At 67.1% G+C, this 25,773-nt stretch carries 31 protein-coding genes; 30 read left to right on the top strand and 1 reads right to left on the bottom strand.

Annotated features, from left to right (window positions below; all coding sequences use genetic code 11):
- Window positions 1-94 precede the first annotated feature (94 nt).
- The 24 genes from KLK06_RS53965 to KLK06_RS53850 all read left to right on the top strand — a co-directional run bounded on the left by KLK06_RS53965 (window position 95) and on the right by KLK06_RS53850 (window position 19,581).
- A complete protein-coding gene (locus tag KLK06_RS53965; protein WP_214643675.1) occupies window positions 95-646 on the top strand; it encodes a hypothetical protein in 552 nt (183 codons plus the stop codon).
- Window positions 647-684: 38 nt separating this feature from the next.
- The gene (locus KLK06_RS53960; RefSeq protein WP_214643674.1) at window positions 685-2,676 is read left to right on the top strand and encodes a hypothetical protein; all 1,992 of its coding nucleotides are present in this window, start codon (window positions 685-687) and stop codon (window positions 2,674-2,676) included.
- 13 nt (window positions 2,677-2,689) lie between these two features.
- Window positions 2,690-2,986 (top strand): hypothetical protein, encoded by a 297-nt coding sequence (locus tag KLK06_RS53955; RefSeq protein ID WP_214643673.1) that lies wholly within the window; start codon window positions 2,690-2,692, stop codon window positions 2,984-2,986.
- Window positions 2,987-2,995: 9 nt separating this feature from the next.
- Window positions 2,996-3,259 (top strand): hypothetical protein, encoded by a 264-nt coding sequence (locus KLK06_RS53950; protein WP_214643672.1) that lies wholly within the window; start codon window positions 2,996-2,998, stop codon window positions 3,257-3,259.
- Complete coding sequence (locus tag KLK06_RS53945) at window positions 3,256-3,420, top strand: hypothetical protein (protein WP_214643671.1); 165 nt, start codon at window positions 3,256-3,258, stop codon at window positions 3,418-3,420. Before KLK06_RS53950 ends, KLK06_RS53945 begins: the two co-directional genes overlap by 4 nt.
- Before the next feature lie 12 nt (window positions 3,421-3,432).
- Window positions 3,433-5,007 (top strand): phage portal protein, encoded by a 1,575-nt coding sequence (locus KLK06_RS53940; RefSeq protein WP_214643670.1) that lies wholly within the window; start codon window positions 3,433-3,435, stop codon window positions 5,005-5,007.
- Complete coding sequence (locus tag KLK06_RS53935) at window positions 5,007-6,326, top strand: phage minor capsid protein (RefSeq protein WP_214643669.1); 1,320 nt, start codon at window positions 5,007-5,009, stop codon at window positions 6,324-6,326. The genes KLK06_RS53940 and KLK06_RS53935 overlap by 1 nt, the downstream gene beginning before the upstream one ends.
- Before the next feature lie 74 nt (window positions 6,327-6,400).
- Window positions 6,401-7,168, top strand: a complete 768-nt coding sequence (locus tag KLK06_RS53930) for a hypothetical protein (protein WP_214643668.1) — start codon at window positions 6,401-6,403, stop codon at window positions 7,166-7,168.
- A gap of 50 nt (window positions 7,169-7,218) precedes the next feature.
- Complete coding sequence (locus tag KLK06_RS53925) at window positions 7,219-8,157, top strand: P22 phage major capsid protein family protein (protein WP_214643667.1); 939 nt, start codon at window positions 7,219-7,221, stop codon at window positions 8,155-8,157.
- Complete coding sequence (locus tag KLK06_RS53920; RefSeq protein ID WP_214643666.1) at window positions 8,154-8,438, top strand: hypothetical protein; 285 nt, start codon at window positions 8,154-8,156, stop codon at window positions 8,436-8,438. Before KLK06_RS53925 ends, KLK06_RS53920 begins: the two co-directional genes overlap by 4 nt.
- A complete protein-coding gene (locus KLK06_RS53915) occupies window positions 8,425-8,766 on the top strand; it encodes a hypothetical protein (RefSeq protein WP_214643665.1) in 342 nt (113 codons plus the stop codon). Before KLK06_RS53920 ends, KLK06_RS53915 begins: the two co-directional genes overlap by 14 nt.
- A gap of 2 nt (window positions 8,767-8,768) precedes the next feature.
- The gene (locus KLK06_RS53910) at window positions 8,769-9,158 is read left to right on the top strand and encodes a hypothetical protein (RefSeq protein WP_214643664.1); all 390 of its coding nucleotides are present in this window, start codon (window positions 8,769-8,771) and stop codon (window positions 9,156-9,158) included.
- Window positions 9,155-9,466 carry a hypothetical protein gene (locus KLK06_RS53905; protein ID WP_214643663.1) on the top strand — a complete coding sequence of 104 codons (312 nt, stop codon included), beginning with the start codon at window positions 9,155-9,157 and terminating at the stop codon, window positions 9,464-9,466. Before KLK06_RS53910 ends, KLK06_RS53905 begins: the two co-directional genes overlap by 4 nt.
- Window positions 9,466-9,819, top strand: a complete 354-nt coding sequence (locus KLK06_RS53900; protein ID WP_214643662.1) for a minor capsid protein — start codon at window positions 9,466-9,468, stop codon at window positions 9,817-9,819. Before KLK06_RS53905 ends, KLK06_RS53900 begins: the two co-directional genes overlap by 1 nt.
- Window positions 9,816-10,262 (top strand): minor capsid protein, encoded by a 447-nt coding sequence (locus KLK06_RS53895; protein ID WP_214643661.1) that lies wholly within the window; start codon window positions 9,816-9,818, stop codon window positions 10,260-10,262. The genes KLK06_RS53900 and KLK06_RS53895 overlap by 4 nt, the downstream gene beginning before the upstream one ends.
- Window positions 10,263-10,325: 63 nt before the next feature.
- Window positions 10,326-10,802, top strand: coding sequence for a phage tail tube protein (locus KLK06_RS53890; protein ID WP_214643660.1), 477 nt, complete (start codon window positions 10,326-10,328; stop codon window positions 10,800-10,802).
- Window positions 10,799-11,317, top strand: coding sequence for a hypothetical protein (locus KLK06_RS53885; protein WP_214643659.1), 519 nt, complete (start codon window positions 10,799-10,801; stop codon window positions 11,315-11,317). The genes KLK06_RS53890 and KLK06_RS53885 overlap by 4 nt, the downstream gene beginning before the upstream one ends.
- Window positions 11,318-11,352: 35 nt before the next feature.
- Complete coding sequence (locus KLK06_RS53880) at window positions 11,353-11,490, top strand: hypothetical protein (protein ID WP_214643658.1); 138 nt, start codon at window positions 11,353-11,355, stop codon at window positions 11,488-11,490.
- 36 nt (window positions 11,491-11,526) lie between these two features.
- Window positions 11,527-13,899: a hypothetical protein gene (locus KLK06_RS53875; RefSeq protein WP_214643657.1), complete on the top strand. Its 2,373-nt coding sequence runs from the start codon at window positions 11,527-11,529 to the stop codon at window positions 13,897-13,899.
- A 1-nt stretch (window position 13,900) separates the two neighbouring features.
- Complete coding sequence (locus KLK06_RS53870; RefSeq protein WP_214643656.1) at window positions 13,901-14,770, top strand: phage tail family protein; 870 nt, start codon at window positions 13,901-13,903, stop codon at window positions 14,768-14,770.
- Window positions 14,771-14,889: 119 nt separating this feature from the next.
- Complete coding sequence (locus tag KLK06_RS53865) at window positions 14,890-15,582, top strand: hypothetical protein (RefSeq protein WP_214643655.1); 693 nt, start codon at window positions 14,890-14,892, stop codon at window positions 15,580-15,582.
- A 642-nt stretch (window positions 15,583-16,224) separates the two neighbouring features.
- Window positions 16,225-18,939, top strand: a complete 2,715-nt coding sequence (locus KLK06_RS53860) for a fibronectin type III domain-containing protein (protein ID WP_214643654.1) — start codon at window positions 16,225-16,227, stop codon at window positions 18,937-18,939.
- A 4-nt stretch (window positions 18,940-18,943) separates the two neighbouring features.
- Window positions 18,944-19,417 (top strand): hypothetical protein, encoded by a 474-nt coding sequence (locus KLK06_RS53855; RefSeq protein WP_214643653.1) that lies wholly within the window; start codon window positions 18,944-18,946, stop codon window positions 19,415-19,417.
- Window positions 19,414-19,581, top strand: a complete 168-nt coding sequence (locus KLK06_RS53850) for a hypothetical protein (RefSeq protein WP_214643652.1) — start codon at window positions 19,414-19,416, stop codon at window positions 19,579-19,581. The genes KLK06_RS53855 and KLK06_RS53850 overlap by 4 nt, the downstream gene beginning before the upstream one ends.
- Window positions 19,582-19,746: 165 nt before the next feature.
- On the opposite strand, the gene KLK06_RS53845 is transcribed toward KLK06_RS53850, so the two are convergent.
- Window positions 19,747-19,941, bottom strand: a complete 195-nt coding sequence (locus tag KLK06_RS53845) for a hypothetical protein (RefSeq protein WP_214643651.1) — start codon at window positions 19,939-19,941, stop codon at window positions 19,747-19,749.
- On the opposite strand from KLK06_RS53845, the gene KLK06_RS53840 reads away from it, so the two are divergent.
- The 6 genes from KLK06_RS53840 (at window position 19,928) to KLK06_RS53815 (ending at window position 25,158) form a co-directional block, all read left to right on the top strand.
- Window positions 19,928-22,372, top strand: a complete 2,445-nt coding sequence (locus tag KLK06_RS53840; RefSeq protein ID WP_214643650.1) for a fibronectin type III domain-containing protein — start codon at window positions 19,928-19,930, stop codon at window positions 22,370-22,372. The genes KLK06_RS53845 and KLK06_RS53840 overlap by 14 nt on opposite strands.
- Window positions 22,369-23,016, top strand: coding sequence for a hypothetical protein (locus tag KLK06_RS53835; RefSeq protein WP_214643649.1), 648 nt, complete (start codon window positions 22,369-22,371; stop codon window positions 23,014-23,016). The genes KLK06_RS53840 and KLK06_RS53835 overlap by 4 nt, the downstream gene beginning before the upstream one ends.
- A 96-nt stretch (window positions 23,017-23,112) precedes the next feature.
- Entirely contained in the window at window positions 23,113-23,448 is a 336-nt protein-coding gene (locus KLK06_RS53830) for a hypothetical protein (RefSeq protein WP_214643648.1), read from the top strand.
- A gap of 74 nt (window positions 23,449-23,522) precedes the next feature.
- Window positions 23,523-24,494, top strand: coding sequence for a peptidoglycan recognition family protein (locus KLK06_RS53825; protein ID WP_214643647.1), 972 nt, complete (start codon window positions 23,523-23,525; stop codon window positions 24,492-24,494).
- Between the two features lie 46 nt (window positions 24,495-24,540).
- Complete coding sequence (locus KLK06_RS53820) at window positions 24,541-24,843, top strand: hypothetical protein (RefSeq protein WP_214643646.1); 303 nt, start codon at window positions 24,541-24,543, stop codon at window positions 24,841-24,843.
- A gap of 54 nt (window positions 24,844-24,897) precedes the next feature.
- Window positions 24,898-25,158, top strand: a complete 261-nt coding sequence (locus KLK06_RS53815; protein WP_214643645.1) for a hypothetical protein — start codon at window positions 24,898-24,900, stop codon at window positions 25,156-25,158.
- The last annotated feature ends 615 nt before the right edge of the window (window positions 25,159-25,773 follow it).

Genomic DNA, 25,773 nt, shown 5'->3' with positions numbered 1-25,773 from the left:
CGGGGCCGCGTCACCGCCACGCTGAGCAATTCACGACTGATCGTCAGGGCCATCCGCATCGGGTGGCCCTTCTTCATGTCCGTGGGAGGGCACGATGCGGGATACCGCGCGACTGACCGAGGGAAGCCAACTGGCGGCTGGCGTGGGCCGTCACGACACCGCGCGGTGGCGCTGCCAATGGAAGCTGGAGAAGTTCCACGGCGACGAGACCGGCCCGGCCGCGAAGCCGTTCGAGGTGATCGAGCGTGAGGGGAATCTGGTCATGTACGGCGGGGTGGGCGCGTTGTGGCACCGCCTCATCGGCGGAAGCGCCGTCGCGGCGTTCGACGCGACGAACGCCCGGATTGGTGTTGGCGACGGCACCGCCGCGGCGGACGCCGTGCAGACCGACCTGCAGGGCACAAACAAGATCCGCAAGGGCATGGACGCGACCTACCCGCTGCACACGGACGGCACTGGCGCTGGCGCCACGCCGCTGACGTTCCGAGCGACGTTCTCGACCTCGGAGGCGAACTTCGTATGGGGCGAATGGGGCATCTTCAACGCCGCGTCCGGCGGCCGGATGCTCAACCGGAAGGTGGAGGCGCTCGGCACGAAGACCAGCGCGGCGAGCTGGGTCTTCACGGTGCAGCTCTCCCTGGTCTGAGCCACAACGTGACTGCCTGACACGGAGGGGGCCGCGTCGTGGCGACCATCCTGGAGGATTTCGAGGACGCAACCCTCAATCTCACCATCACGGGGAACTGGGCGCGGGCTTCCGATTTCGCTGCCGTCGGCACATCGTCGCTGAAAAGCGCCGATATCGACGATGACGGGGCAACGGAGGCCGTGGTCACCGTCCCGACCGGGGCCACGAGCCTGACTTTCTACTACCGGGTGTCGTCTGAGGCCACCTACGACGAGTTCCACGTCCTGATCGACGGCGTGGAAGTGCTCACTCAATCGGGCGAGATCGGTTGGACCCCGGCCACGTTCAACGTGACCGGTAAGTCTCTGGTGATGTTCCGCTACGACAAGGACCCGGACGTCAGCAGCGGACTGGACGCGGCATGGGTGGACCAGATCACGTTCACCGTCCCCGACACGGGAACTCCCAAGAGCTCCGCCGACACGGGCACGCTGGTCGAGACGGCCAATATCGCCCAGGTGCCGGAGATCGCCAAGGCCAGTAGCGACAGCGGGCGCCTGGTCGAGGCTCGGTGGGTGGGGGAGCCGCAGTCCACCAACACGCCGCCGTCGATCCGGTCGACCTCCACGGCGACATCCGGCTCCGCGAGCTACACCATCAACGCGCCTGCCGGTGTCGCCGCCGCCGACGTGCTGATCGGGATCCAGGCGGCGGACCGCGGGTCCACGGCCCCTATGACGGCCCCGACCGGTGGCACCACCTGGGAGCCGCTGGATTCCTTGGACGCGTTGAGCGAACTCGGCGTCATCCAGGCGATCCGAGTCTGGTGGAAACGCGCTGGATCCGCCGAGCCCGGCATGTACACGTTCAAGCAGGGCGGCGGCTCAGATGGTGTCTGCCTGATCGTCGCGGTCAAGGACGCGTCGCTGACGGCGGCCCCGCAAATCGTGCGGTCGACGGCGGGGACCGGCCAGAACATCACCACGCCGGGCATCACCCCATCGTCGGGTAGCGACGTGGAGCTACGGCTGGTTGCGGCCTACTCGACCGGCAGCGCCATGACCTTCACCACGCCGGACGGGCTCACCCCGCTGAACCGCATCCAGTCGCGGACCTACACCGTCCTGGCGGCGGCGGCCCGCGCCTTGCAGTCCAACGCGGCAACTGCTCCCGCAGCTTTCGTCGCCTCGGCCAACACGGTGGAGTGGCGGGCCGGCTACACCATGGCCATCGCCCCGGTAGTCACCGGGCCTCCGCAGGAAACCAAGTCGGCGTCCGACACGGCGGCCGTGGCTGAGTCGTCCGCGGTCACCGTCCTGCCGGATGGCATCCCCAAGGCGGCCAGCGACACTGGAACCGTGACCGAGGCGGCAGCGGCCACGGCCGACATCACCTCGTGGGACACGGCCACGCTGGCGGAAGTCGCAGCCATCGCCGCTGAGTCGGCTGGCGTCGATCAATCGTCGCTCGTCGAGACGTCGATGCTGATGGTTGGCTGGTCGGGCGCGGACCAAGCGGTCTTCGCTGAAATCGCCCAGGTTGACGTTCAGGTGGCGACTGGCGACAGCGGCACGCTGGCCGAATCGGTGGCCATCGCCGAAACGATCGGTCCGATATCCAGCGACCACGCAGCGCTGAGCGAGGTCGCCGCGCTGACGGTGGAGACGACGGCCGGGGACAGCGGCGCGCTGACAGAGGTCGCGGACGTGGCTGTCCTCAAGCAGGCCAGCGATTCCGCGCAGCTCGTCGAGTCGGTCGCGGTGGGCCTGGCGTCGGCCGACAGCGCAACGCTCGTCGAGTCGGTTCAGGGTGAGGCGGCCATCACGGTCAGCGACAGCGCGGTCATCGACGACCAGGCCGTGGTTGAGGCGCCGCGGTCCGCGACGGACTCGGCGGTCCTGGTCGAGACGGCCACGGTGACAAGCCTGGGCCGGGACATCACTGGGCTTGGCCCGCTCTACCGCCGCTGGTCGGCGGGTTCCCCGTACCGCAGGTACTCCGCTGGTGAACCGCGCCGCGACTGGGGCGCAGGATCGCCGCGAACGTAGGGAGGACCGCCCCATGGAACCAATTTCCTCCCTTAGCCGGGAGTTTCTGTACATCCCCGTCAAGGGCCCGTCCGGTGGCGAGGGCGTCGAAGTCGCCTTCACCAACGAGGCCGGCGAGCCGACCGAGACGGACTGGCACGACGCGACGTGGGACAACCACAGCGCCGCCGGGGCCGACGCGAAGATCCTCGTCGGCCCGGGTGGTGATGGCGCGGTTGCGCTGCCCGAAGGCACCTACCGGGCGTGGGTCCGGGTGTCCGCTCTTGTCGAAAAGCCAGTCCTTCCCGGCGGGCTTGTCCCTGTCATCTGAGGAGACCCCATGCTTCGCAACCCAGCCACCGGCGACATCGTCCGCTACCGCGGCAAGCAGGGCCTCTTCGCTCTGCGCGCCGCGATCGTCACGGCGGACACGAAGACGCTGGATCCGGAAGGCGTCAAGATCGGCGCGGTGCCCCCGCTGGACAGCAACCGCCACGTCCACCTGTGGGTGTTCACGCCTGGCCAGCTCGGCGGCTTCCACGAGTACAACGTCGCGCTCGGCACGGAACCTGGCACCTGGCACTGGCCGGTGACGGCCGGATGACACAGCAGACGATCACCTGGCGACAAGCCGCGACCCATGCTGCGGCAGTCCGGGAGCGCGCTGACTGCGAGCCCAACCCGGCGATGGTCGAGGCCAAGGTCTCTATCGCCGAGGGCTGGACGCAACTGGCCGTCACCCTGTCGGAGATCGAGAAGACATGAGGAGGGTGGCTGATGCCGCTTCCCGAGCGTAATCAGGAGTGGCCGCCGCCAGCGATCCAACAGGAGATGCGGCTCTACGACACCCACGGCGCCTGGTACGCCGGTGACCCGGACAAGCTGGCGCAGGTGTACGGCGGCAACCAAGCAACTCCCAGGATGGGTATGGACCCGAAGGGCTGGGACCGACCGATCACCCGCGCGGGCGGCTATCTCGGCCGGATGGCCCGGTACTTCTGGGGGACGCCCACTCCGGCCGCGCAGGCGCGCGCGACGAAGTTGCACATCCCGCTCGCCGCCGACATCGCCGCCACCTCGGCCGATCTACTGTTCAGTGAGCCGCCAACGCTAAAGCTGAAGGGCAAGAAGGGGCAGCAGCGGCTCGACTCGGTACTGCACGAGGCTGGCGTGTACGGCAGCCTGCTGGAGGCCGCCGAGCTGGCCGCCGCGTACGGGGGCGTCTACCTCAGGGTGGGCTGGGACACGACGACGGCTGACCATCCGGTCGTGGACGCGCTGCCTCCGGACGCCGGCGTGCCAGAGTTCCACAACGGCCGGTTGACGGCGGTGACGTTCTGGCGGGTGGTGTACGAGGACGACCGGTCGGGCGAGGTGTGGCGCCACCTGGAGAAGCACGAGAAAGGCCGCATCTACCACGGCTTGTACCTGGGCGACGAGGACCACCTGGGGAAGCAGATGCCGCTGGAGGAGCACCCGGCCACCGCCGAGTTCGCGCCGCTGGTCGACGAGGACGGCGGATTCGATAGCGGGTACGAGCGTGGCCTGCTGGTCGAGTACATCCCGAACATGCGGCCGCACCGCATGATTCGGGGTACGGCGATCGGCCGCTCGGACTATGCGGGCGTCGAACCGCTCATGGACGCCTTGGACGAGACGTGGACGAGCTGGATGCGTGACCTGCGGCTCGGTAAGGCAAGGATCATCGTGCCGGAGATCTATCTGACGACGGCAGGCCGTGGCCAGGCCGCGTCCTGGGATCCGGATCGGGAGATCTACAGTCCCCTGGGTGGCATGCTGCCGTCGCCGCAGAACCCGGGCGGCATGATCACCCTCAGCCAGTTCTCCATCAGGGTGGAGGAGCACTCGGAGACGTCGAAGCATCTGGTGGAGCAGATCGTTCGCGGCGCTGGGTACAGCGTGCAGAGCTTCGGTGAGGGCGGTGAAGGGCAAGCCCGGACGGCGACCGAGATCCACATGCAGAAGCACCGGTCGTACAGCACACGTGGCCGGAAGATCGGGTATTGGACGCCGCGTTTGGCCTGGCTGTCGGAGGCGATGCTGGCCGTCGATCATGCGGTGTTCGGGACGAAGGTCGTGGCCGAGCGGGCGACCGTGGAGTGGCCGGACGGGGTCATGCCGGACCCGGAGTCGATGGGCCGCACCTTGGACATGCTGAACCGAGCCCAGGCCGTCTCCTTGGACACCAAGGTCCGATGGGTGCATCCCGACTGGGACGACGTGCAGATCCAGGCTGAGAAGGAGAAGCTTCGCGACGAGCTCGGGCTGAACGTCCCGGACCCGACCACGCTGGGCGAGACGTGGATTCCTGACGCGACCGGCGACGACTGATGGCGATCACTCCAGCCGCCGCGATCGAGGAGGGTCTGGAGCAGGCGCGGAAGGTCGCCGCCATGTACGCCGACGCGGAGATGGCACTGCTGGAACGCATCGCCGCGCGGGTCGGCAAGGACCTCGACAACGACGACGGCAACGTCTGGGCGGACAAGCGGCTCGCTGAGGTGACCCAGCTCCGCAAGGAAGCCGAGTCCATCGTCCGTCGTCTGCAGGCCGCGTCGAAGGCGGCCGCGCAGGCGGCGGTGCTGGACACGTGGGCCGGAGGCATGGACGCTGCGGTGCGCGGTGCTGTGCTGCAGGTCCACGATCGGAAGGTCCGGAAGCGGCTGGAGCGGGTGCTGCAGGACGCGAAGAACCTCGGCGCGAGTCGGGGCATCAACGCTGGCCAGGGCGTTGCCGAGCTGGCCGCGCAGACCATCCGCGTGGTCGATTCGGTGCATGAGGGCGCATTGCGCGCGGTGGAAGGCATCTACCGCAACGTCATTGCCGAGACGGCCAGCCGAGCGCTGATCGGCGCGGAGACCCGGAGGGAGTCTGCGCAGCGAGCGCTCGACCGGTTAACGGCGGAAGGCATCAAGGGGTTCACCGATTCGGCCGATCCGCCCCGGACCTGGAGCATGGCCATCTACGTCGAGATGGCCATGCGGACGGCTGTCGCTCGGGCGGCGGTGGACGGGCACCTGTCCACGCTGCGCGATGCTGGAATCAACCTGGTCAGCGTGTCGCGACTGCCGCACACGTGTGACCGGTGCTCCCGCTGGGAGGGCGAGGTCCTTGCCCTGTCCGGGGCGGCGGGGACGCGCGTGGAAGAGAACCCGGCCACGGGCGTGCAGGTGTTCGTGCAGGTCGCTGGGACGGTCGCGGAAGCCCGGCTGGCGGGTCTGCTGCACCCGAACTGCGGGCACAGCCTGAACGCCTACCTTCCGGGCGTCTCAAGGCCGGCGCCCGTGGGTCGGTCGGAAGCGACATACGCCGATTCGCAGCGGCAGCGCTACCTGGAACGGAAGGTCCGGGAGAACAAGCGGCGCGCAGCGGTTGCGCTTGACGACGACGCTCGCGCGAAGGCCAATGCGAAGACGGCCGACTACCAGCGTCAAGTCAAGGCCCTGACAAAGGCGACGGGTCTGCGGCGCAAGACCGGGCGGGAGAAGGGCGATGCCCCACCTTCGGACCTGGAGAAGCTGACTGACAGGCAGCTTGCCAACCTGGCCAGCAAGTTCGGCCACGATGAGCAGGCGTTGGCCCGGCTTGAGCAGGAGACGAAGCGCCGCGACGAGGCCGCAGCCAAGCAAGAAGCCAGCTCGGGCGCATAGACGCGCCACATGGGCTCGCCAGGCGCGGGCCTTTCCCATGTTCCGACGACACGCTCCAGGAGGGCGATTTCGTCATGCCAGAAAACACTGTGCCGACCACCGATGGCAGCGGCGAAGGCCAGCCGCAGCAGGAGGAGCAGAACCCTCCGACTGGGGCCGAGGTCACGCCGCCTGAGCCGCCGGCGGCCGACGACACGGCGGCCAACCCCGACGCCAAGCGCGTGGACCAGCTCCCGCCGTGGGCGCAGAAGCTCATCAAGGACACTCGCACGGAGGCGGCCGACTACCGGTCCAAGCTCAAGGACGCCCAGAAGGCTGCCGATGACGCGACCGCCCAGCAGGGGCCGTCGCAGGATGAGATCACCGAGCAGGTCAAGACGGACTTCGCTCAGCAGATCGCTAAGGCCTTGGGTCTGGCGTCTGAGGAGGAGAAGCCGCTCGACCCGCAGAAGGTGATCGAGACCCTGACGGCCGAGCGGGACACCACGGCGACGGAGCGCGACCAGGAGCGCGAGCGGCACCGCCGTGCCCTGATCGAGCTTGCGGTGCACCGCGCCAGTCAGAAGGTCGGCGCGGACCCGGACGCTCTGCTGGACAGCAGGTCGTTCCTGAAGGCGGTCCGGGACATGGACCCGGACGCCGACGACTTCTCCGCCGGTCTGGCCGAGACCATCCAGACGGCGGTGGAGAACAACCCGAAGTTCAAGTCGGCCACCCAGGCGGGGCCGCCAGCCAGGAGCGGAGGCGAGTTCACCGGCGGGCCTGGTGAGCGAGCGCCGAGTTCCGAGCCCTCCATCGACGAGTTCCGCGCCAGGCGTAAGGCGAAGCGCGCCTCGTCCTAGCCGCTAATTGCGGTATCGCAATTAGCTTCCTGAAGAGGTGAAAGGCCCGAATGGCTAACACTTTCCTGACCCCGTCCATCATCGCCAAGGCGGCGCTCGCGACGCTCTACGAGACGTGTGTGATGGCGCAGTTGGTTCACCGTGATTACGAGCAGGAGTTCGTATCTCGTGTTGGTGACACGATCTCCGTGCGGAAGCCCGCCGTGTTCCAGGCAAACGAGTTCGACCGGACGCGGGGCATCCAGATCCAGAACGCGTCCGAGGGGAGCGTGCCGATCACGCTGAACCACTTCGCCGACGTCAGCTTCAGCGTGACGGCGGAGGAGTTGACCTTGGAGATCGAGGACTTCGGCACGCAGCTCCTGTCTCCGGCGATGGAGGCGATCTCTCAGAAGATCGACCGGGACATCCTGAGCCTGCGCAACGACATCGTGCAGCGTGTGGGCGTGCCGAATGCGGTGGTCCCGGGCGTCACAGGCAAGGTGATCCACCCGTACGACGACCCGAAGACAGCGATCGACGCCAGGCGCGTGCTTAACCAGCGCTCCGTCCCTTCGGCTGACCGTCACCTGGTGATCGGCCCGGAGATCGAGGCGCTCTGGTTGTCGGACCCGCTGTTCCATCAGGCGGACACCAGGGGCGACACGGACGGTCTCCGTGAGGCTTCGCTGGGTAGGCGGGTTTTCGGACACGACGCCTACCAAACCCAGAACATCGACGCGCCGACCGGCACGCCGTCCGCTGGCCAGCCGAACACCGAGGTCGGAGTGTCTTTTCACAGGACCGCCTTCGCCTTGGTGACCCGTCCTTTGGTTCTCCCGCAGGGCGCTGCCAACGCCGCTGTGGAGAGCTACAAGGGATTTGGGGTCAGAGTCGTGATGGATTACGACATCTCCAAAAAGCAGGACATCGTGTCGGTGGACTGCCTCTACGGCGTCAAGACCCTCGACCCCAACAGGGCCGTCTTGATCCACGGGGTCGCGGCGTGACCTACGTCTACCGCAACTCCAACACTGGGCAGGTGGTCCCGCTCGAACAGCGAGACCCCTGCCTGGACATGTTGGACAACTGGCGGATCATCGGCGGGCCCGAGCCCGCCGACACGTCCGGTCCGGCTTCGGCCGGGCCGGCCCGCCCATCCGAGCACGACAACAAGGCCGCGTGGATCGAGTACGCGGTCTCCTGCGGCATGCCCGAGAGCGACGCCAAGTCGCTGTCAAAGGCCGCGCTGATCGAGGAATTCGGGGAGGACCCAGATGGCGAGGACTGACCTGGCCGTCCGGCCCATGCCGCGTACCGGCGTTGCGCTCGGCGTCGGCCTGGCCGCGGCGCAGGTGGACGGCAACGCCTTCGACCACACCGACAGGCGCATGCTGCTGATCAAGAACAGCAACGGCGCGCCCGCGACGGTGACCGTGCAGATCCCCGCCACGGTCGAGGGCCAGGACGTGGTGGATCTTCCGGTCACCATCCCGGCCAACGACAGCCTGTTGCTGCCACCGTTCAGCGCGGTGTATCGGCAGGCCAACGGCAAGGTGTACATCGACTACGCGGCCCCGGCCGGGCTCACGGTCGGCGTGCTCGAACAGCCGGTGTAGCCATGGCGTACGCAACCGCTGCCGACTACACGGCATACAGCGGCCAGGCCGCGCCTGACGACATCGACCGGCGGCTGGAGCGTGCGTCTGATCGCATCGACGAGATGCTGTTCGCCTCGATCTACCCGACCGACGATGCGGGCCTGCCGACTCGGCCGGAGGACGTCGAGGCGATGAAGCGGGCGACGTGCGCCCAGGTGGCGTGGACAGTCGCCGTGGGCGATGAGTTCGGCGTGGCGGCGGCGTTCAAGTCGGTGTCGATCGGCTCGGTCCGGCTGGATCGCGGTGGCTCCGGGGACGCGCCGCCTCCGCGGTACTCACCGGACGCTTCGTCGATCTTGCAGCGGGCGGGGCTGCTGCCTGGCTACATCCTCGACGGGAGCGTGTGGTGATGCTGCCTGAGTGGCTGCTGCGCCACAAAGCAATCATCGAGCCCTTTCAGGGGGACGGGGCGTACGGCCCAGTGTTCGGGCCGGCCGTCGAGTCCCGCTGCCTCGTTGATGATGAGCGGCGCCTGGTGCGCGACGCGCAGGGTGCCGAGGTCGTCAGCGATACGACCGTGTTCTTCCCTCCGGGCACCACCTGCCCGGAGGGGAGCAGGGTCACCGTCAACGGGCGGCAGACCACCGTCATCACATCCTTCTCCCGCGATGGCGGCGGACTGCCGACCCCGGATCACGTTGAGGTGGTGTGCCGCTGATGGCCAGAGCCAGATTCAACGCCAAGGTCAACGCGGAGGAGGTCACGGCTGAGATCCGGCGCGCGGCCGGACTCGGCCTCCGTCACGCCACCGAGCACGTTCTGTCGGTGTCCAATCAGCGCGTCCCGCACGATGAGGGCACGCTGGAGCGGTCGGGCGCGGCCATCGTCGATGAGAACGACCTGCGCGGCATCGTCTCCTACGACACGCCGTACGCCCGGGTGCAGCACGAAAATCTCGACTACCAGCACAAGCCCGGCCGGGCGGCGAAGTTCTTGGAACTCGCGGTCCGTGAGGAGAGCGAGGTGGTCAAACTGCTGATCGCCAAGCAGATCCGGCAGGCGCTCAAGTGACCTGGACTCGTGATCTTCTGACCGGGTTCGCGGTCCTGCTCGGCGAGGCCCGCGTCGCGACGTGGAACCCCAACGGCATCTACACCGACAACCAGACGGCGCTCACGATCGGCGGTCTCCCGGCAAAGCCGGACGCCGCGATTGCGCTCGCGGTGTACGGCGTGGGCCAGATGGGCGACGACGTCGAGCAGTCGGACTCGGCCGTGCAGATGCAGGCCAGGTTCCGGGCCAAGACGGACCCGCGGGTCGTGGACGACCTGGCGGACGGCGTGTTCGACGCGATCCACGGCTTGGCCAACGTGACGCTCTCGACAGGCGTACTCGTGTTGCTCGCGCGCCGGACACTGGTCGCTCCACTCGGCCGCGATTCCAGCGGTCGTTGGGAGCGAGCCGACTCGTTCGACCTGATGGTTCATAGGCCGTCGCCGCACCGCGACGTGTGACCTCACCCTTGCCAATAGCGCTACCGCTATTGGCGCTTTGACATGCCCATTTAAGGAGTGATCATGGCGCTGCGAAGCCTGCTCGCTAAGGACTGGAAGCTCGACGTCGGCACCGGAGCCGACCCCGCGAACCCGACCTGGCTCCCGGTCAAGGGCCTGACCAGCTTCCAGGAGACGACCGACGACAACACGGAAGAGGACTCAGACTTCGACGACGAAGAGGGCTGGGGCTCCTCCGTCGTGACCGGCCGGACGTGGCAGATCGAGGCAGAGGGCCGCCGCAAGCGGACCGAGGCTGCGGCGTTCACCGCCGACCCCGGCCAGGAGGCCATCCGGCAGGCCGCCCGCAAGGTCGGCTTCGGCGCGAACATCAAGGTCAGGTGGTACCGCCGCGACGGCGCGAACGACGCCTACGAGGGCGTGTGCACCGTGTCCGAGTTCACCAAGGGCGGTTCGGTGACCGACTTGGAGCCGTTCGACTTCACCTTGCTGGGTCAGGGCGCTCCGGTCGAGATCAAGAACCCGGTGACCACCCCGTGACCACCTTCCAAGATCTCGACGAGTTCTTCGACGACAACCTCCGGCTCCCGGTCGGCGGGAAGTGGTACATCGTTCCCGCCCCCGACGCCGAGGTCGGTCTACTGTGCCAGCGGCTCATGCACGCCAGCCTGCAGGCCGAGCAGGGGGAGGCGGTGGACGACCCCAAGCTCAACGAGCTGGCCGAGGTTGTCCTGAACGATGACGAGGAGCGCGACCTGTACCAGCGCATCCTCGGGCCCGTGTGGGACGAGCTGCGCGCGGACGGCGTGTCGTGGCCGAAAGTCCAGCACATCGGCGCGACCGCGCTGGTGTGGGTCGCGGCCGGTAAGGACGCGGCCGCGAAGATCTGGGCCTCGGGTGGCGCGGGGGAAGCACCGGCCCCGAACCGGGCGACACGTCGAGCGGCAGCGGCGGCGGTGAAATCGACCCGATCACGGGGCTCCACGACTACTACGACCCGGACGACGGCCTCTCGATCTCGAAAGGCCGCACCGTCTCGTGGCACGACATCCTGACGCGCTGGGCGCTCGTTGAGCCCGACCTACACGAGGTGTACGGCATCGACCTCGGCGAGCCTGGCGTGCTGCGCGCCCGGTCATGGCGGTGGCTGCGGACGCGGTTGCACGGGCTGCTGACGTGTGACTCGCGCCTGGCCCGCGCGCTGGACCCCGGCGAGGGACGGCAGTGAAGCGAGTCATCTGAGATCCCAGGAGGTGAGACCCGGGTGGCGCTGAATGTCGGCGAGTTGTTCGCGACGATCGACGTGAAGGACCGGGGCACAACCGCTGTCCGCCGGTTCATGACCTTCATGCGCGACGCCGCCAAGAAGATCGACATAGACGTGGGCGGGCTCGCCAAGTCGGCCGGATCGATGGGTGTCCAGTTCACTGGCGCAGCGCTCAAGGCGGCCACCCTGGCGGCCTCGATGGCCGCAGCCGCGCAGACAGCAGTCGGCTTCGCCGCGGCGCTGGCCCCTGCCGGAGGCATCATCGCCGCTCTGCCGGGTGCGATAGCGCTGGGCGTTGGCGCGATGGCCACCCTCAAGGTCGCATTGCTCGGCGTCGACGACGCCTTCAAGGAGGCATTGGGCGATGATCCGAAAAAGTTCGAGGAGAGCCTGCAGAGGCTCTCACCTGCGGCGCAGGCTGCCGCGCGTGAACTGCACTCGGTCAAGCCTGCGGTCGACGGGCTGAGGTCCGCCGTCCAGGACGCCTTCTTCGCTCCGCTGGCTGGCCAGATCCGCGCCGTCGCGGACGCCGTTGTCGGGCCGCTCCGATCCGGGATGCAGGGCGTCGCGCGAGAGTTCGGTCTCGCCGGAGCAGAGGCGGCTCGGTTTGCCTCCTCGTCGGCGACGGTGTCGGCGATCTCGACGATCTTCGGGGCACTGCGGTCGGCCGTCGCTGCGGTGCAGCCCGCGATCCAGCCGGTGCTCGCGGGCTTCCGCGACATCGCGGTGGTCGGTGCCAGTTTCTCGTCCGGGCTGGCTCCCGGCATCGCTTCTGTGGCCCAGAAGTTCGGAGAGTTCCTGTCTAACGCCGCTAATAGCGGTAGCGCTTTTAGATGGATGCAGGGCGCGTTGGAGGTATTCAAGCAGCTCGGCCAGGTCGGCGGTGACGTGATTGGCATCGTCAAGTCGATCTTCTCGGCGATGTCTACGGGCGGGTCCGGGGCGCTGGGCGTGGTCGGCCAGCTCCTCGATCAGCTCAATGCGTTCTTGGCGAGCGCGGAGGGTCAGAAGGCGCTGGTTGCGATCTTCGGCGCGTTGTCGCAGGTCGGAAGCGCCTTGATGCCGATCTTTCGGGCGCTCGGGGGCGCGTTGGCGCTGGTCGCGCCGCGCGTAGCCTCGATCGCGACGGCGCTGGGTCCTGGGCTCGCCTCTGCGGTGTCGGCGCTCGGGCCGGCCCTGTCCGCTCTTGGTCCGGGGCTGACCATGGTCGCGAGCATGCTCGCACAAGCGTTCGCATCGCCTGAGCTGCAGGCGGGACTGCTAATGCTCGGCCAAGGGCTGTCGGCGGCGCTTACAGCGCTCGCGCCACTTCTACCTGCGGTAGCGCAATTAGCGGGGATCGTAGGCCAGGTCCTCGGTATCGCGCTGACCAATCTGTCGGCCGTGCTCGGCCCAGTGATCAGCGCCTTGGCGGATGCCCTGCAACCTGCCCTTTCATCCGTTTCGTCAGCTTTGTCGCAGCTTGGGCCGATTATGGCGCCGATCTATGCGTCCTTCGGTCAGATTGCGGGCGTGCTCGTGCAGCAACTCCTGCCGCCGATCTTGAATCTGATCCCTTCGCTGCTCAATGGGCTTGTTCCTGCCTTTGTGAAGCTAGCTGAGGCGGTGCTGCCCGTTCTTCCGATTTTGACCGATCTGGCGGTCATGGCGATCCAGCAGGTGCTGCCTGCCCTGGTCCCCATCCTGCCCATGCTGATCAAGCTCGGAGTCGGGTTCGCTCTGTTCGGAGCGAAGGTGGCCGAGGTCGTTGGCCTGATCAAGCCGGTGATCGAAAAGGGCGTCGCGATCTTCCAGTGGATGTACAACGTCCTGGTCGGCAATTCGATCATCCCGGACATGGTCAACGCCATCGGCAAGTGGATCGGCACCACTCTGGTCGGCTGGTTCCGCGACCTGCCAGGCAAGATCAAAAACGCGATGTCGTCCATAGGCCCGACCATGGCGGGCATCGCCCAGGACGTCGTATCCGGCTTCTGGAACAAGCTCCAGTCGCTGGCCAGCGGCCTGTACAACAACGTCCGCAACTTCTTCGCCAACATCGTCAAGAGCGCCAAGGACGCGCTCGGCATCAAGTCTCCGTCGAAGGTGTTTGCCCAGATCGGAGCCTTCATGATGCAAGGCATGTCGATCGGCGTTGATAAGAGCCGTGGGGTTGTCGTCTCTTCGCTGAAGAAGGTGGCCACGCTCGCGACCCGGACGGCCATGCCGGACCTGTCGATGCCCGGGGTGACCGTCCCGGACGGGATCGGCGGCGGGCGCGCTCTGTCGCGGACGGTGGTGAACGTGACCAATTACTACCCGCAGGCCGAACCTACCAGCGTGTCCGTGAACCGGTCGCTCCAGTACGTCGGCGCGATGGGAGTGATCTGAGGTGCCGAGCTATTCACTCGACGGAGTGCCGCTGGACCACCCGGCCGGCTGCTGGCGGACCAAGAAGGGGACACAGCGCAGGCCCTTGCCCGGCGCGCGGGCCGTGAAGGTCAGCGTGCCGGGCAGGCACGGTGACATCCCGGTTGTCGGTCTCGACCTGGAGGCCACGACGTTCGGCCTAACGTTCAAGGTCGCGTCGGCCACTCCTTCGGGGGCGGATGGCGGCTACGAGCAGATGGAGCGCAATCTGGAGGCGCTGTCGGCGCTCCTCGGCACGCGGCACCGGCTGATGAAGCTGCGCTACCAGGCGGGCAACCTCGTGCGCGTCGCCGACGTGACGATCACCGCCGCGTCCGAGCCGGAGGTCAATACCGGTGCTGCGACCGCCCGGCTCACGGCCGTAGTCGAGGTGCCGGGCGCGCTATGGCGGGACGAATCCGAGTCCACCTGGACGGGCGCGCCCAACCAGCTCGCCCAACCGGTGACCACGCTCGCGAACTCGACCGGGCCCATCACGGACGCGCTGCTACGGTTCACCGGCCCGGCCGTGCAACCGTCCATCGGAGACGTCGCCACCGGCGGCTGGGCGCTGCGTCCGGGTGGTCTGCTGGCGGGGGAGCGGCTGCTGATTGACTGCGGCCGGATGCAAGCCGCAGTCGTGACCACGGATACGTGGGACCTGGCCGCCGGGAACGACGTGACGGGGGAGATCGACGCGATCGGTCCCGGCTCGCAGTTCCGGTGGCTCCATCTGACGCCGTCCGTTGCGGTGGCCGATCCGTTCTCCCGCGCGGTACTGGTCTCCACATCGGCCACGGGCACGGGCGCCTCGTCAAAGGCGGAGATCCAGGCGAAGCGCGCCTTCCTGTGACCCGGTGATCTTGCACGTTCCGTACCAGGACAACTCAGCGGCATTCCCAATCACCACGCCTGAATGACATCTCACAGAGTCGGCTTGTCGCAGGCTGTTGCGGGCCGCATTCTATAGGAATGACTTCATCCCCGGACGAAGCGCGTCCGTCTGGCAGTTCGTCGGCGACTCCGTCCTCGGATGCGCCTAGTGAGAATCCCGAAGTCGTCTCTTCGGATGGAAGTAGCAGTGAGGGCTGGTGGTGGGGCGGCGGTATTGCCGCGTGGTTTTTCCTCGGCGCGCCGCTTATCATCCTAATTTGGGCATGGGCGACGGGCCATGCCACGGAGGGGCCAGAGTTCGATAAGTTATTCGACCAGTACTTTGGGTGGGTACTTTTTGGGGTCCCTGTAGGGCTCGTGGTCGTCGGCGCTTTTGGATGGGGCGCATTCTCGGGACTTTCTGCACTGTTGGCTCGCCGAAAAGAGCGGGTTAAGCGGCGCGAGTCGATATTGACACAGCGAGCCAAGGGGTTGCAGACCATGGTTCGCGAGGCGCAAGAGGTATCGCGTGAGCTTGAACTCTATCTCGAAGAGCGGCTGGCTGCACTCAAAGAGCTCAGCGAAAAGGTGGATGGTCAGGAGCGGCTTGCCTCGCTAACTCCGGAACAAGTCGAGGCGCTTAACAAGGTATTGCGAAAGCAGTTTACTGGAAATCGCCGCTCGGGGCTAATTCAGCAAATCATCTTTCTGGTCCTGGCGTTTTTGCTTGGTTTTGTTGTCAACTGGCTTTCCGATCCCATGCTTGGAATGGTGCAACGTTGGTGGTCCTGAAATCTCGGTGTGTCGCTCAACCCAGTAACTGTAGGTCCTTGCCCTGCTGCAGATAGCTGCGGCGGTTAGCCGTTCCGCGAGTAGGTCGTCGGCGTCGAACTCCGGCGGCGCACCGCCGGGATCATGAGATGCGGCCCGCGCGGCGTCACATGGACGTAGATCGGGGGCTGTGAGGTGGAGTGGTCACGATGGGCACGATTATCGCAGGTCGGGATCATTCGGGCGACGGAAGAATGGAACGACGGTATTACCCCCAAGTGATGACTTACTGTGCCATGGTTGTTGCACCCAGTGGCATCGAGCGGAAGGGGGACAGCTCCAGTGCCCTTCGATGACATCGACAGGATGCGCAAGAACCAACGGGATTATGAGCACCAGCAGATGGTCCGGAGGCTAACCGAAAGGTCTGATAAGGGTCGCACGCCGACTGCGTGGGAGGACATGGGCCCGTTTGGGGTCATAGTCTCAATCCTGGGCATCATCGCTCTCTTGGTCATTATGGCGAGCCATCGATAAGCGCTGGCCGCCATAGGCTCTTACGAAATCCCGTGTCGGCTAACAGAACAGGGTGAAACGGGTTCTCTGCCGTGTAGGAGAGAACCATCTGTGCCCCATGTCTCGCACTCAGGCAGGGGGGCACAGATGTTCGATCTTCGCCTCGTTGTTTACAGCCCGTTCGGCGACCGGCTCGGCGTGCTCCCGCACCCGTTGACGATCGAGGCCGGTTGGCCGCTCAACGATGTGCCGTCCCTGAAGCTCGGATACACCACCACGGCGATCGGATCGGCCCTGCTCGATCAGCCGTGCGAGGTCGCCGTTGAGTGGAGTGTGGACGGCACGGTTTGGACCGAAGCGCCGGACTCTCGGTTCCTGCGCATAAAGCGCCGCGGCGATGATTCCGACGCTACCGGGCTAGCCGGGTTCGAGCTACCGGGCTTCGTGTGGATGCTCCGCAAGATCGTGCTCTATCCCGGGGTGGTCCCGCTGGTAGACGGCAAGAGGCCGTTTCTCTCGGCGACGGCGGGGGCGATCCTGCAGACGTTCATCGCCGAGGCCAAGGGCCGGGGCGTGGTGCCGGGCCTTCAATGGGACTTCACCCCCGAGGAGGACAGCGCAGGCCAGGCGTGGGACAAGGTCATCACGATCTACTACCAGCCGGGCATGGACGCTCTCACGGCGCTGCAGAACCTCGCCGAGCAGGGCGTGTGCGACTTCCGCATGTCCGGCCGCACTGTCCAGGTGTTCAACGCCGACACGACGTTGAGCAGGGACCTAGCATCCAGGCCCGCGCCTGTGGATCTGCGGTACGGGCGCGACGTGGCCGAAGCGCCCGACGAGGGCACACTGGAGGACACGGCGTCGTCGGTGCTGGTCGTCGGCGACAACGGGCTCGTCAAGACGTACACCAACCCTGCGGCCATCCAGCCGTGGGGGCCGTGGGAGCAGTACGTCGGCGCTGGCGGCGTCTCCGACGAGGGGACTGCGACGATCCTCGCGCAGTCCGCGCTCGAGCGCGCCGGGGCCGAGCGGGTGCAACGGACACGTGGCATCGTCCTGTACGGCGCACGCTGGCTGCCGCTGAAGGATTACCAGCCAGGTGACCGGGTGCTCGCGCCGGGGGACGGCGGAGCGCTGGAGTCGCTGCGAGTCCGGCAGGTGACGTTGGCGCGCAGCTCGACGGGCGTGCTCGGTGGGTCGCTGGTGCTGCATGACCGGTTCCTGGAGCGCGACATCCGGCTGGCCAGGCGGACGGCCGGGATCGTCGGAGGATCGACGACGGACGGAGGTTCAGGGGCGCAACCGACCCCGAAAGCTCCCGAGCCGCGCACGCCGGCGGCCCCGGCCGGGCTGATCGTGAACCCGCTCCCGTACATCGACGAACACGGCCTGCCGCATGGACAGGTGACGGTCTCGTGGGGCGCGGTTACCTCCGATGTCGGCGGGGTCGCGTTGACCGTGGGCGGCTACGAGCTGTTCATGCGGCTCAACCAGGAGGGGGCGCCGTGGTTCTTCGTCACCTCGACCCAGGCGGGCGACACCACGGCGACGTACTCGCCGCTCGTCATCGGCGAGTCGTACGTCTTCAAGGTTCGGGCGGTGAACCTCGGCCAGGTCGGAGCATTCTCGCCCGAGGTGGCGGTGACGATCCCCGACGACGACGAAGCGCCGCCAGTGCCCACCGTCCCGCAGCTTTCCACGCGTCTCGGCGTGGTCCGGGCCACGTGGAACGGGCTCGGCGTCGGCTCGGTGCCGATGCCGCCGGACTTCCTGCACGTCCGCGTGTGGATGCAGGACCCGCTCGTGCCCGGCTGGTCGGAGATCGGCGTCCTGGGCGAGGCCGGGGCGATCCTCGTGCCGAACCTGCCGTACGGCGCGGACCGGCAGTTCCGGTTCACGTCCATCGACAGGTCCGGCAACGAATCGGCCCCGTCCGCGTCGGCAACGATCGCCGCGGTGCAGCTCGTCCAGGGCGACGCCGCCAACCAGAGCATCACGACGGGCGCGCTGGCTGCAAATGCAGTCACTGCCGACAAGCTGGCCGCCGGGTCGGTCGAGGCCGAGCACATCATTGCCGGCGCGGTGGTGGCCGACAAGCTCGCCGCAGTACTCACGTTGTCCACGCGGGTCATCGCGGGCAGCGCGTCCGGGGCGCGGGTCGAGCTCAACAGCTCGGGCCTGGTGGCGTTCAACGGCTCCGGGCAGCAGACCGCGAGTATTTCGGCAGCCACTGGCGCGGTGTCCATCGTGGGTCAGCTCGCGTCCGGGGTGACCGGGGCGCGGATCGTGGTCAACCCCGCGGGCGCGGCCAGCCCGGAGATCCGCTTCATCCCGGGCAGCGGCACGAACCAGTCGCGCATCTACAGCGACGGCTCCCGCTTCACCGGGGAGGCAACGCTGGTCATGGAGTCGGGCACCAACCAGGCGAGCACCGCGATGTGCCGCCTCACCCACGCGGCCGGCTTCTGGCAGGCGGCCATCCTGAACCCGTCGAACGGGGAGCAGCGCGGCGGCGCGGTTTCGGCGGTCGAGGGGCAGGCGTCGATCGGGTGGATGCACCCGACGCAGCAGGACCAGCTCCTCGTGTTCGACCAAACGGGCACGTTTCACCGGGGGACGTGGCTGTACGCCGCCGATTCCGGTCTGATCATGCTGTCGGTCACGGTGTCCAGGGGCGCCACCTACTACCAGGTGGCTCTCGGCTTCTCCTTCCCGACCGTGCCGAAGGTCACGTTCACCGCCGAGCAGACCACGACCATGCAACTCTTCAGCCGCACCAACAGCGACCTGTTCTTCTTCGACCCGTCCGCCGGGACCTCGCCGCCAACGCGGACGTTCCACATCTGGGCCTGGAGGTGACGCAGTGCCGGACAGCTGGAAGGTTACGGAGGTGATCAACACGGCCGACGAGTCCGGGCGGATCGAGGCGTGGGAGATCACGCTGACCCGGGTGGCCGATGGGGTCACGGTCGGGGTGTTCCTGCCGAAGGTGGCGATCGAGTCCGCCGCCGTGGCGTGCGGACTGGCCTCGACGGACGAGGCGATCGACATGCTGATGCACCGCGCCGTTCACCCGATCTACGAGCCGAACCTGCCCGAGCCCAACCCGTGGCAGATGTCGGCGGACGAGGCCCGCGCCGCCGTGCTGGAGCGGGTCGAGCGGTGCAAACGCGACCACGCGACGGTCGAGACAACCGTGCCGAAGGCCCGTACGGCAGCCGCGCGGAAGGCGGCCGACGTGCTCGCCCCGCTGAGGTCGCACGTGCGGATCGACCCGGTGAAGGTCGCGGCTGTACGGCTTGAGCAGCAGCGGGCGCTCCTGCAGTCGGGGGCGTGATGGAGGACCTGGTGGTCGAGCCCGCACGGATCATCGCGGTGCTGCGCCGCCGCATCGAGGAGCTGACATACGAGAACGCCGTCCTGTCGGCGGCCGTGGACCAGCAGCGCGACGAGATCAACGAACTGAGGGGGACCAGCGATGCAGATAATCATCCCAGGTGAGCCCGCTAAGTTCGCGCTACGGCTGGTGGCGCACGCGCCGAATGGGCCGCGTCTGGGCGTGCTGCCGCAGCACAGCGGTTTCGAGCTGGGCGACCCGCTGAACGATGTGCCGTCGCTGAAGCTGAGCTACCCGGCTGGCGGGTTGAACGCTGAGGTCATCGCCAACTACTGCGAGGTCGCGGTGGAGTACGCGGTGGAGGGCGGGAGCTGGGTCGAGCCGCCGAACGCGAGGTTCCTGCGGATCAAGCGGGGCGGGGACAGCACGGACCGGGCGGGGGCGAGGTCGTACGAGCTGCCCGGCTGGGCGTGGATGCTGCGGAAGATCGTGCTGTACCCGAACGGCGCGATGGTGGACGGCAAGCGCCAGTTCAATGCGGTCAGCGCCGGGGCGATCCTCGCGACGTTCATCCAGGAGGCGCAGGCGCGCGGTGCGCTGCGCTTCCTGACCCACACCTTCTCCGACACCCGCGACAGCGACAACAAGGAGTGGGACAGCACGCGGCGGTTGACGCTGGCGATCGAGCCTGGCAAGGACCTGCTCAGCATATTGATCAATTTGAGTGAGCAGGGCGTCCTTGATTGGCGGATGCAGGGCCGCACCTTGCAGGTTTTCAATCCGGACACGGTGCTCGGCACTGACCTCGCCTCTGGGCGTGACCCGGTGGATTTGCGGTACGGCCGTGACATCACGGAGGCCCCGGACACGGGGACTCTGGAGGATGCGGTGTCGGCCATCCTGATCGGTGGCGAAGCTGGCCTGTCGGTGGAGGTGAACAACTCGGCCGCCGTCGCACCGTGGGGTAGGTGGGAGACCTACCAGGCGCAGAGCGGCGTCTCAGATGTGGGTACGGCGAGGCTGCTGGGCCAGAACGCGTTGGATCGGGTCGCCCGTGAGCGGGTGCAGGTCACCCGCGGCTTGATGTTCGACCTCGCGCGGTGGCTGCCGTTCGAGCATTACCAGCCGGGGGACTATCTGCTCGCGCCGGGCGATGGCGGGGCGATGGAGTCGCTGCGTCTGCGGCAGATCACCTTGTCGGTGGACAAGGATGGCCAGGTCGGCGGCAACGTCGTCTTGAATGATCGTTTTCTGGAGCGCGAGATCCGCTTGGCCAGGCAGGCCGCCGGGATTCTCGATGGCGGGATAGGGTCGGGCGGATCTGGGGGCGAGCCTGCCCCGGAGACGAACAACCGTACTCCGGCCGCACCGCAAGGACTTGTCGTCGGGGCGGCCGCGTACCTGGATGAGCACGGGTACGCACGTGGGCAGGCCACGGTGACGTGGAGCCCGGTCACCGCCGACGTCGCAGGCGTCGCGCTCGACATCGACGGGTACGAGGTGTACGCCCGCCGCAACCAGGTGGGGGAGCTGTGGCTGCTGGTTGCGCAGACCGCGTCCGGTGACACCACGGCGACGGTCTCGCCGCTGGTGGTCGGCTGGGAGTATGCGTGGAAGGTCCGCGCGACTTCGGCCGGAGTTAAGGGCGTCTTCTCCGACCAGGTAGTGAAGCTGATGCCGGATGACGCGACGCCGCCTCCGGTGCCGTCCGAGCCGACGGTGACGACCCGGCTTGGCGTGATTCATGTTGCGTGGGACGGCCTGGGTGCTGGCAGCGTGCCGATGCCGACCGACTTTGAGCGGGTCCGCGTGTGGATGCAGGATCCGCTTGCGCCGGGCGCGGCCGAGGTCGGGTATCTGTCGGCGGCCGGTGTCGTGGTGATTCCGGATCAGCCGTACGGGAAGGCCCGCGAGGTGTGGCTGACCGCAGTCGACCGGTCGGGGAACGAGTCAGCGCCGACAGCGGCCGGGGCGATCGCCACGGTGCCGCTCGTGGACACCGACGTGATCGGCAAGGTGATCAACGGGGCCGAGCACATCATCGACGGCACGATCCCCGGCGACGCGAAAATCACCGCCGACTCGATCACCGGCCGTCTGATCCGGGCGCTGGAGATCCAGGCCGGGCACATCAAGGCCAACGCCATCGAGGCCGACAAGATCCAGGCGGGAGCCATTGAGGCGGCGCATATCGCGGCGAATGCGGTCACAGCCGACAAGATCCAGGCGAACGCGATCACGGCAGCGAAGATCGCGGCCGATGCGATCACCGGCAAATCCATCACCGGTGGCACCATCACGGGCGCCTACCTGCGGACTGCCTCCTCGGGGCAGCGCATCGAGGTTGCCCCGCCCGGTGCGAGCCTGCCGGAGGTCCGGTTCACCTCCTCCGGTGGCGGCCAAGCCTCCATTACCGCAGGTGGGTCGTTTGGCACGGGCATCGAAATCGTCGGGTCGGCCGACTCCGCCGGGCGGCGCTTCACGCTGGTGCAGTCGGCGTCCCTGTTCGAGGTGAAGTACCGCTACAGCGGCTCCTCTCAGGCCAACGGCGGGTTCATGGAACTGCGTGACTCCGGCACGAAGGTCGGCTGGTACGGCTCGGGCAGCGAGGACGAGAACTACTTCGAGTTCTCCGACTACGGCTACGGGCCGCGCACCACCCACGTCGGCCGCTGGAACCACCTCACGGCCGGCCCACGCTGGGGGATCCTCACCGGCCGCCTCACCGTCGGGAACGACTACGGCGGCATGCGCATCAACTACCCGACGACGCTGCTGACCGTGCCGAACCCCGTCGCCGGAGTGAAGCACGCCGTCGACGCTGTACCGAACTTCCGTTGGTGCCTGTCGAACAACACCTTCAGCTCCTTCGACGTGGACTGGCAGGTCGATCCAGACGCCACCAACCGAACCAACTACGGAAAAGAGGTGTTCTTTTGGGTCTTCCGGACATGACCGCTCTGCCCGAGACTGCCGCTGCAGAAGAGGTCGCCGAGTGGGTCATCACCGAGGTGCGGCTGTGCCAGGCCGAAGAGGGAACCACCTACTGGGCGTTGGACCTACTCCGCCCAGACGGGGTGAAGATCCTCCAGGTGATGCCGACCGAGCTGATGGAATCACTGTCGGCCGAGTACAACATCCCCCCTGATGATATTGATCAACTGCTCGACATTGCACTTCACCAGCCGTTCCTGCCCGTCCCACGTCGGGATCGGGAACTCGCCGTCTCCAGCGCACTGGGCGCGGCGCGGCTCACCGCCGCAGCCGCCAGTGCGCAGGCCGAGCCAGAGCCGGTCACGTTGTGGAACGCGCCCACGATCGACGACGCCCGCCAGTCGCTGCTGGCACGGATCGAGGAGCTGAAGCAAACCAAGGTCCGAGTGGTGTCCTTCGCGCAGTCCTCGGCAGCAGCCAAGGCCAGGACCCTCCATCGCGCGGGCTTGGCGGAGGCAGAGGCGGCCGCCATCCTGGCGGCGCCAACGGATCCGCTGGACCTGATCCGCTCGACGGTTGTGTTCGACAAGCATGCCCTGGCCCGTAAACGTGCCGAGGTTGCTGCCGCCCGCCGTGAGTACGCCGCCGCGACCGGGGCGGCCTGATGGAAGGGATAACAGGGTCACACGTGAAGGTGCGGGCGATCCGGATGACGAAGCGGGTGGCGACGTGGATGGGGCGCAAGCCGTGGCCGGTGGCCAGTGGATGAGGTTCCCAATCTCGCGCTGTCGCTGGCCGAGTTGCGCCGCCTGGTCGAGGTGGGATTTGCCCAGGTCAACGGGCAGATTGCGCTCCTTCTGCAGCAGCTCGAACAGGTGAACGATCAGCACGCGAAGCTTGCGCAGCGGGTTGAGCAGGACCGGGGAGTCGCAGACACCCGGCACACGGCGCTGGAGTCCCGGCTGGACATGGTGGAACGGGAGGCCGTGACGCGTAGCCAGCTTGCCGAGCGGACCCGACAAATCATCGCCGTCGTCACCGTCATGGTCGCTGTGGCGGGCGCGGTGATCGCGCTGATCCAGCTCACCCGCGGCTGACCCGTTGATCGCATTTCCTACTGAGCACGGTGTGTTCGCCGTGCCCGCAGACAGTTCCGAGGGGGACACCTGACATGCCGTGGCTTACGCAACTCGCCGACGTCGCCCGCAAGACGGGCTTCCCAGTAACAGAGGTAGGCGGGTGGAAGACCCGCGGGCACGGGCCGCAGCCCTCCGTCGAGGGCGTGGTGTGCCACCACACCGCCGGATGGAATGACCGGGGCGTCGTCGTGAACGGACGGCCGGGCTTGAGCGGGCCGCTCAGCCACGTCTGGCTGCAGCACACCGGTCGGATCTGGGTCGTCGCCGCCGGGCGGTGCTGGCACAACGCGCCGAGCACCAGTCCGCACCACATGAACAGCACGTCGCTCGGCATCGAGGCCGAGAACGACGGCCACACGCCGTGGCCAAGCGTGCAGATCGACGCCTATCACGCGTTGTGCGCCGAGCTGTGTCGGGAGTTCGGGGTTCCCGCCTCCAGCGTCCGTGGCCACAAGGAAGTCAACACCCAAAAGCCCGACCCGCACAGCCTCAACATGTCCACGTTCCGGTCGCGGGTCGCCGCGCTGCTCAAGAGCCCCGGAACGCCCATCAATCAGCAGGAGGAAGACATGCCCGAGGTCATCTCTCTGGGAGCCGGTGAGGACCAGAGCGTCCCGGCCGGCGACGAACTGGCGGTGCGCTGGCACACCGAGTACACCGACGACCCGAACGCACACGGCGCGGACGGTACCGCAGTCCTGTCGCAGGCATCTCGCTGGTGCATCGTGGACGGCCTGGTGAAGGTCCGCGGTCTGGCACCGGGCGCGGAGATCGACGTGGCGTGGTCGCGTTACAGCCGCGACGGAAAGCAGTTCGAGGATGACGCCTGGCGGCTGAGCTTCCGCGCCGACGTCAACGGCCGGGTCGAGGAGTCCGTGGGCGGCCAGTTCTCGCTCAACACCAAGAACCAGCTCCGCCTCCGGGTGATCAACCCGCGCGAGGACATCGCCACGGCGGTCGTCGAGAAGGTGTCGATGGCCAAGATCGCCATGTTCAACCGCTGATAGCGGTCCCGCTATCAGCCTGAATCCTTTCTAAGGAGGCCACCCCGTGTCCACCCCTACCGAGACGACTCCGACGCCGACGATCGGCCGGATCGTTCACTACAAGCTGTCCGGCCATGACGTCAGCATGATCAACCTAGAGTCGATGCAGTCGTTCGGAGGCCAGGGCGTCGTCCGTTCCCCTGTCAAGCTCGGCGACGTCTTCCCGGCGATCATCACGCGCACCTTCGAGGGCGCCGGGACGGCCGTGAACCTCCAGGTGTTCCTGGACGGCAACCACAGCTACTGGGCGACGTCGCGGTCCGAGGGCACGGACCACGGCCAATGGTCGTGGCCGCCCCGCGCCTGATCTTTCCGTTGAAACTTCCCGCCGAGGTGGCGGGCTGTCCCGAAGGAGGGGCATATGCACGCAGATCCCCAGGTCACCTACTCCAAGCCGCCCGTCGAGACCAAGGTTAAGGCTATGGGCCTGGCGTCCTACCTCGCTGGTGTCGCCGGTATGGCGGTGCTGCAGGCAGTCTCTGCCGACGCGTCGATGATCGCTTTCCTGCCCGACTGGGTGGAGGCGATCACGCTGCCGCTGGTGCCCACTGCGCTGGCGGCCCTTGCTGGGTTCAAGGCCCGGCACACGCCGCGGCCGGACCTGCCTGACTCGCAGCGGTAAGCCGTCAATCGAAACGGGTACGCCCCGCTTCTCCCTTGTGGAGGAGCGGGGCGCTTTTCGTGTTTGCGCAGCTAGTCCTGACCATGTTTGACCGGTGGCCCGGAGGCAAGGTGGCGCAACCGGTCAAGGTCCGCAACCTCATGGACCAAGAAGGACAGAAACTGCAGGAGAGGTCACTCGCCCCTCCACGCCGTACATTGGTTGCTTCCCCCTGAAGGCCGCCAGCAGTACCTGACATCGGTGGGGTTGGCCCTTAGGGAGTGGGGGTAACACAAGCCGCTGACCGTGGGCGCATCATAACGGATGATAGTGCCGCCGCTGTACCTAACCGAGCCCCAGACGTCTGAATCGGGCCAGCTTCCGAGCACTCTGCAGACAGTCAGGGTCGTGTGGTTGGAGTTGATCTCTGCGAAGCCCATCTCGTTTCCCACTCTAAACGAGTGTGCTTCTGCAGGTGCGGTCATAGCTATGACCGTCGCGGCGGTAGCGATGGTCACTTGCCCAATCCGCATGATTTTCGTTCGCATGGTCGTCTCCCTCTTCCGATCTCACAGCGCAGACTCATGTCCGGCCTGTGTTGACCCGAAAGCCGGGCTGACTTAAGTTTCGCCTCCG

The organism is Nonomuraea sp. NEAU-A123 (assembly GCF_018603905.1).
Taxonomy (GTDB): Bacteria; Actinomycetota; Actinomycetes; order Streptosporangiales; family Streptosporangiaceae; genus Nonomuraea.
The sequence above is the reverse complement of the archived record's forward strand: the minus strand, read 5'-3'. Positions and strand labels throughout refer to the sequence as shown.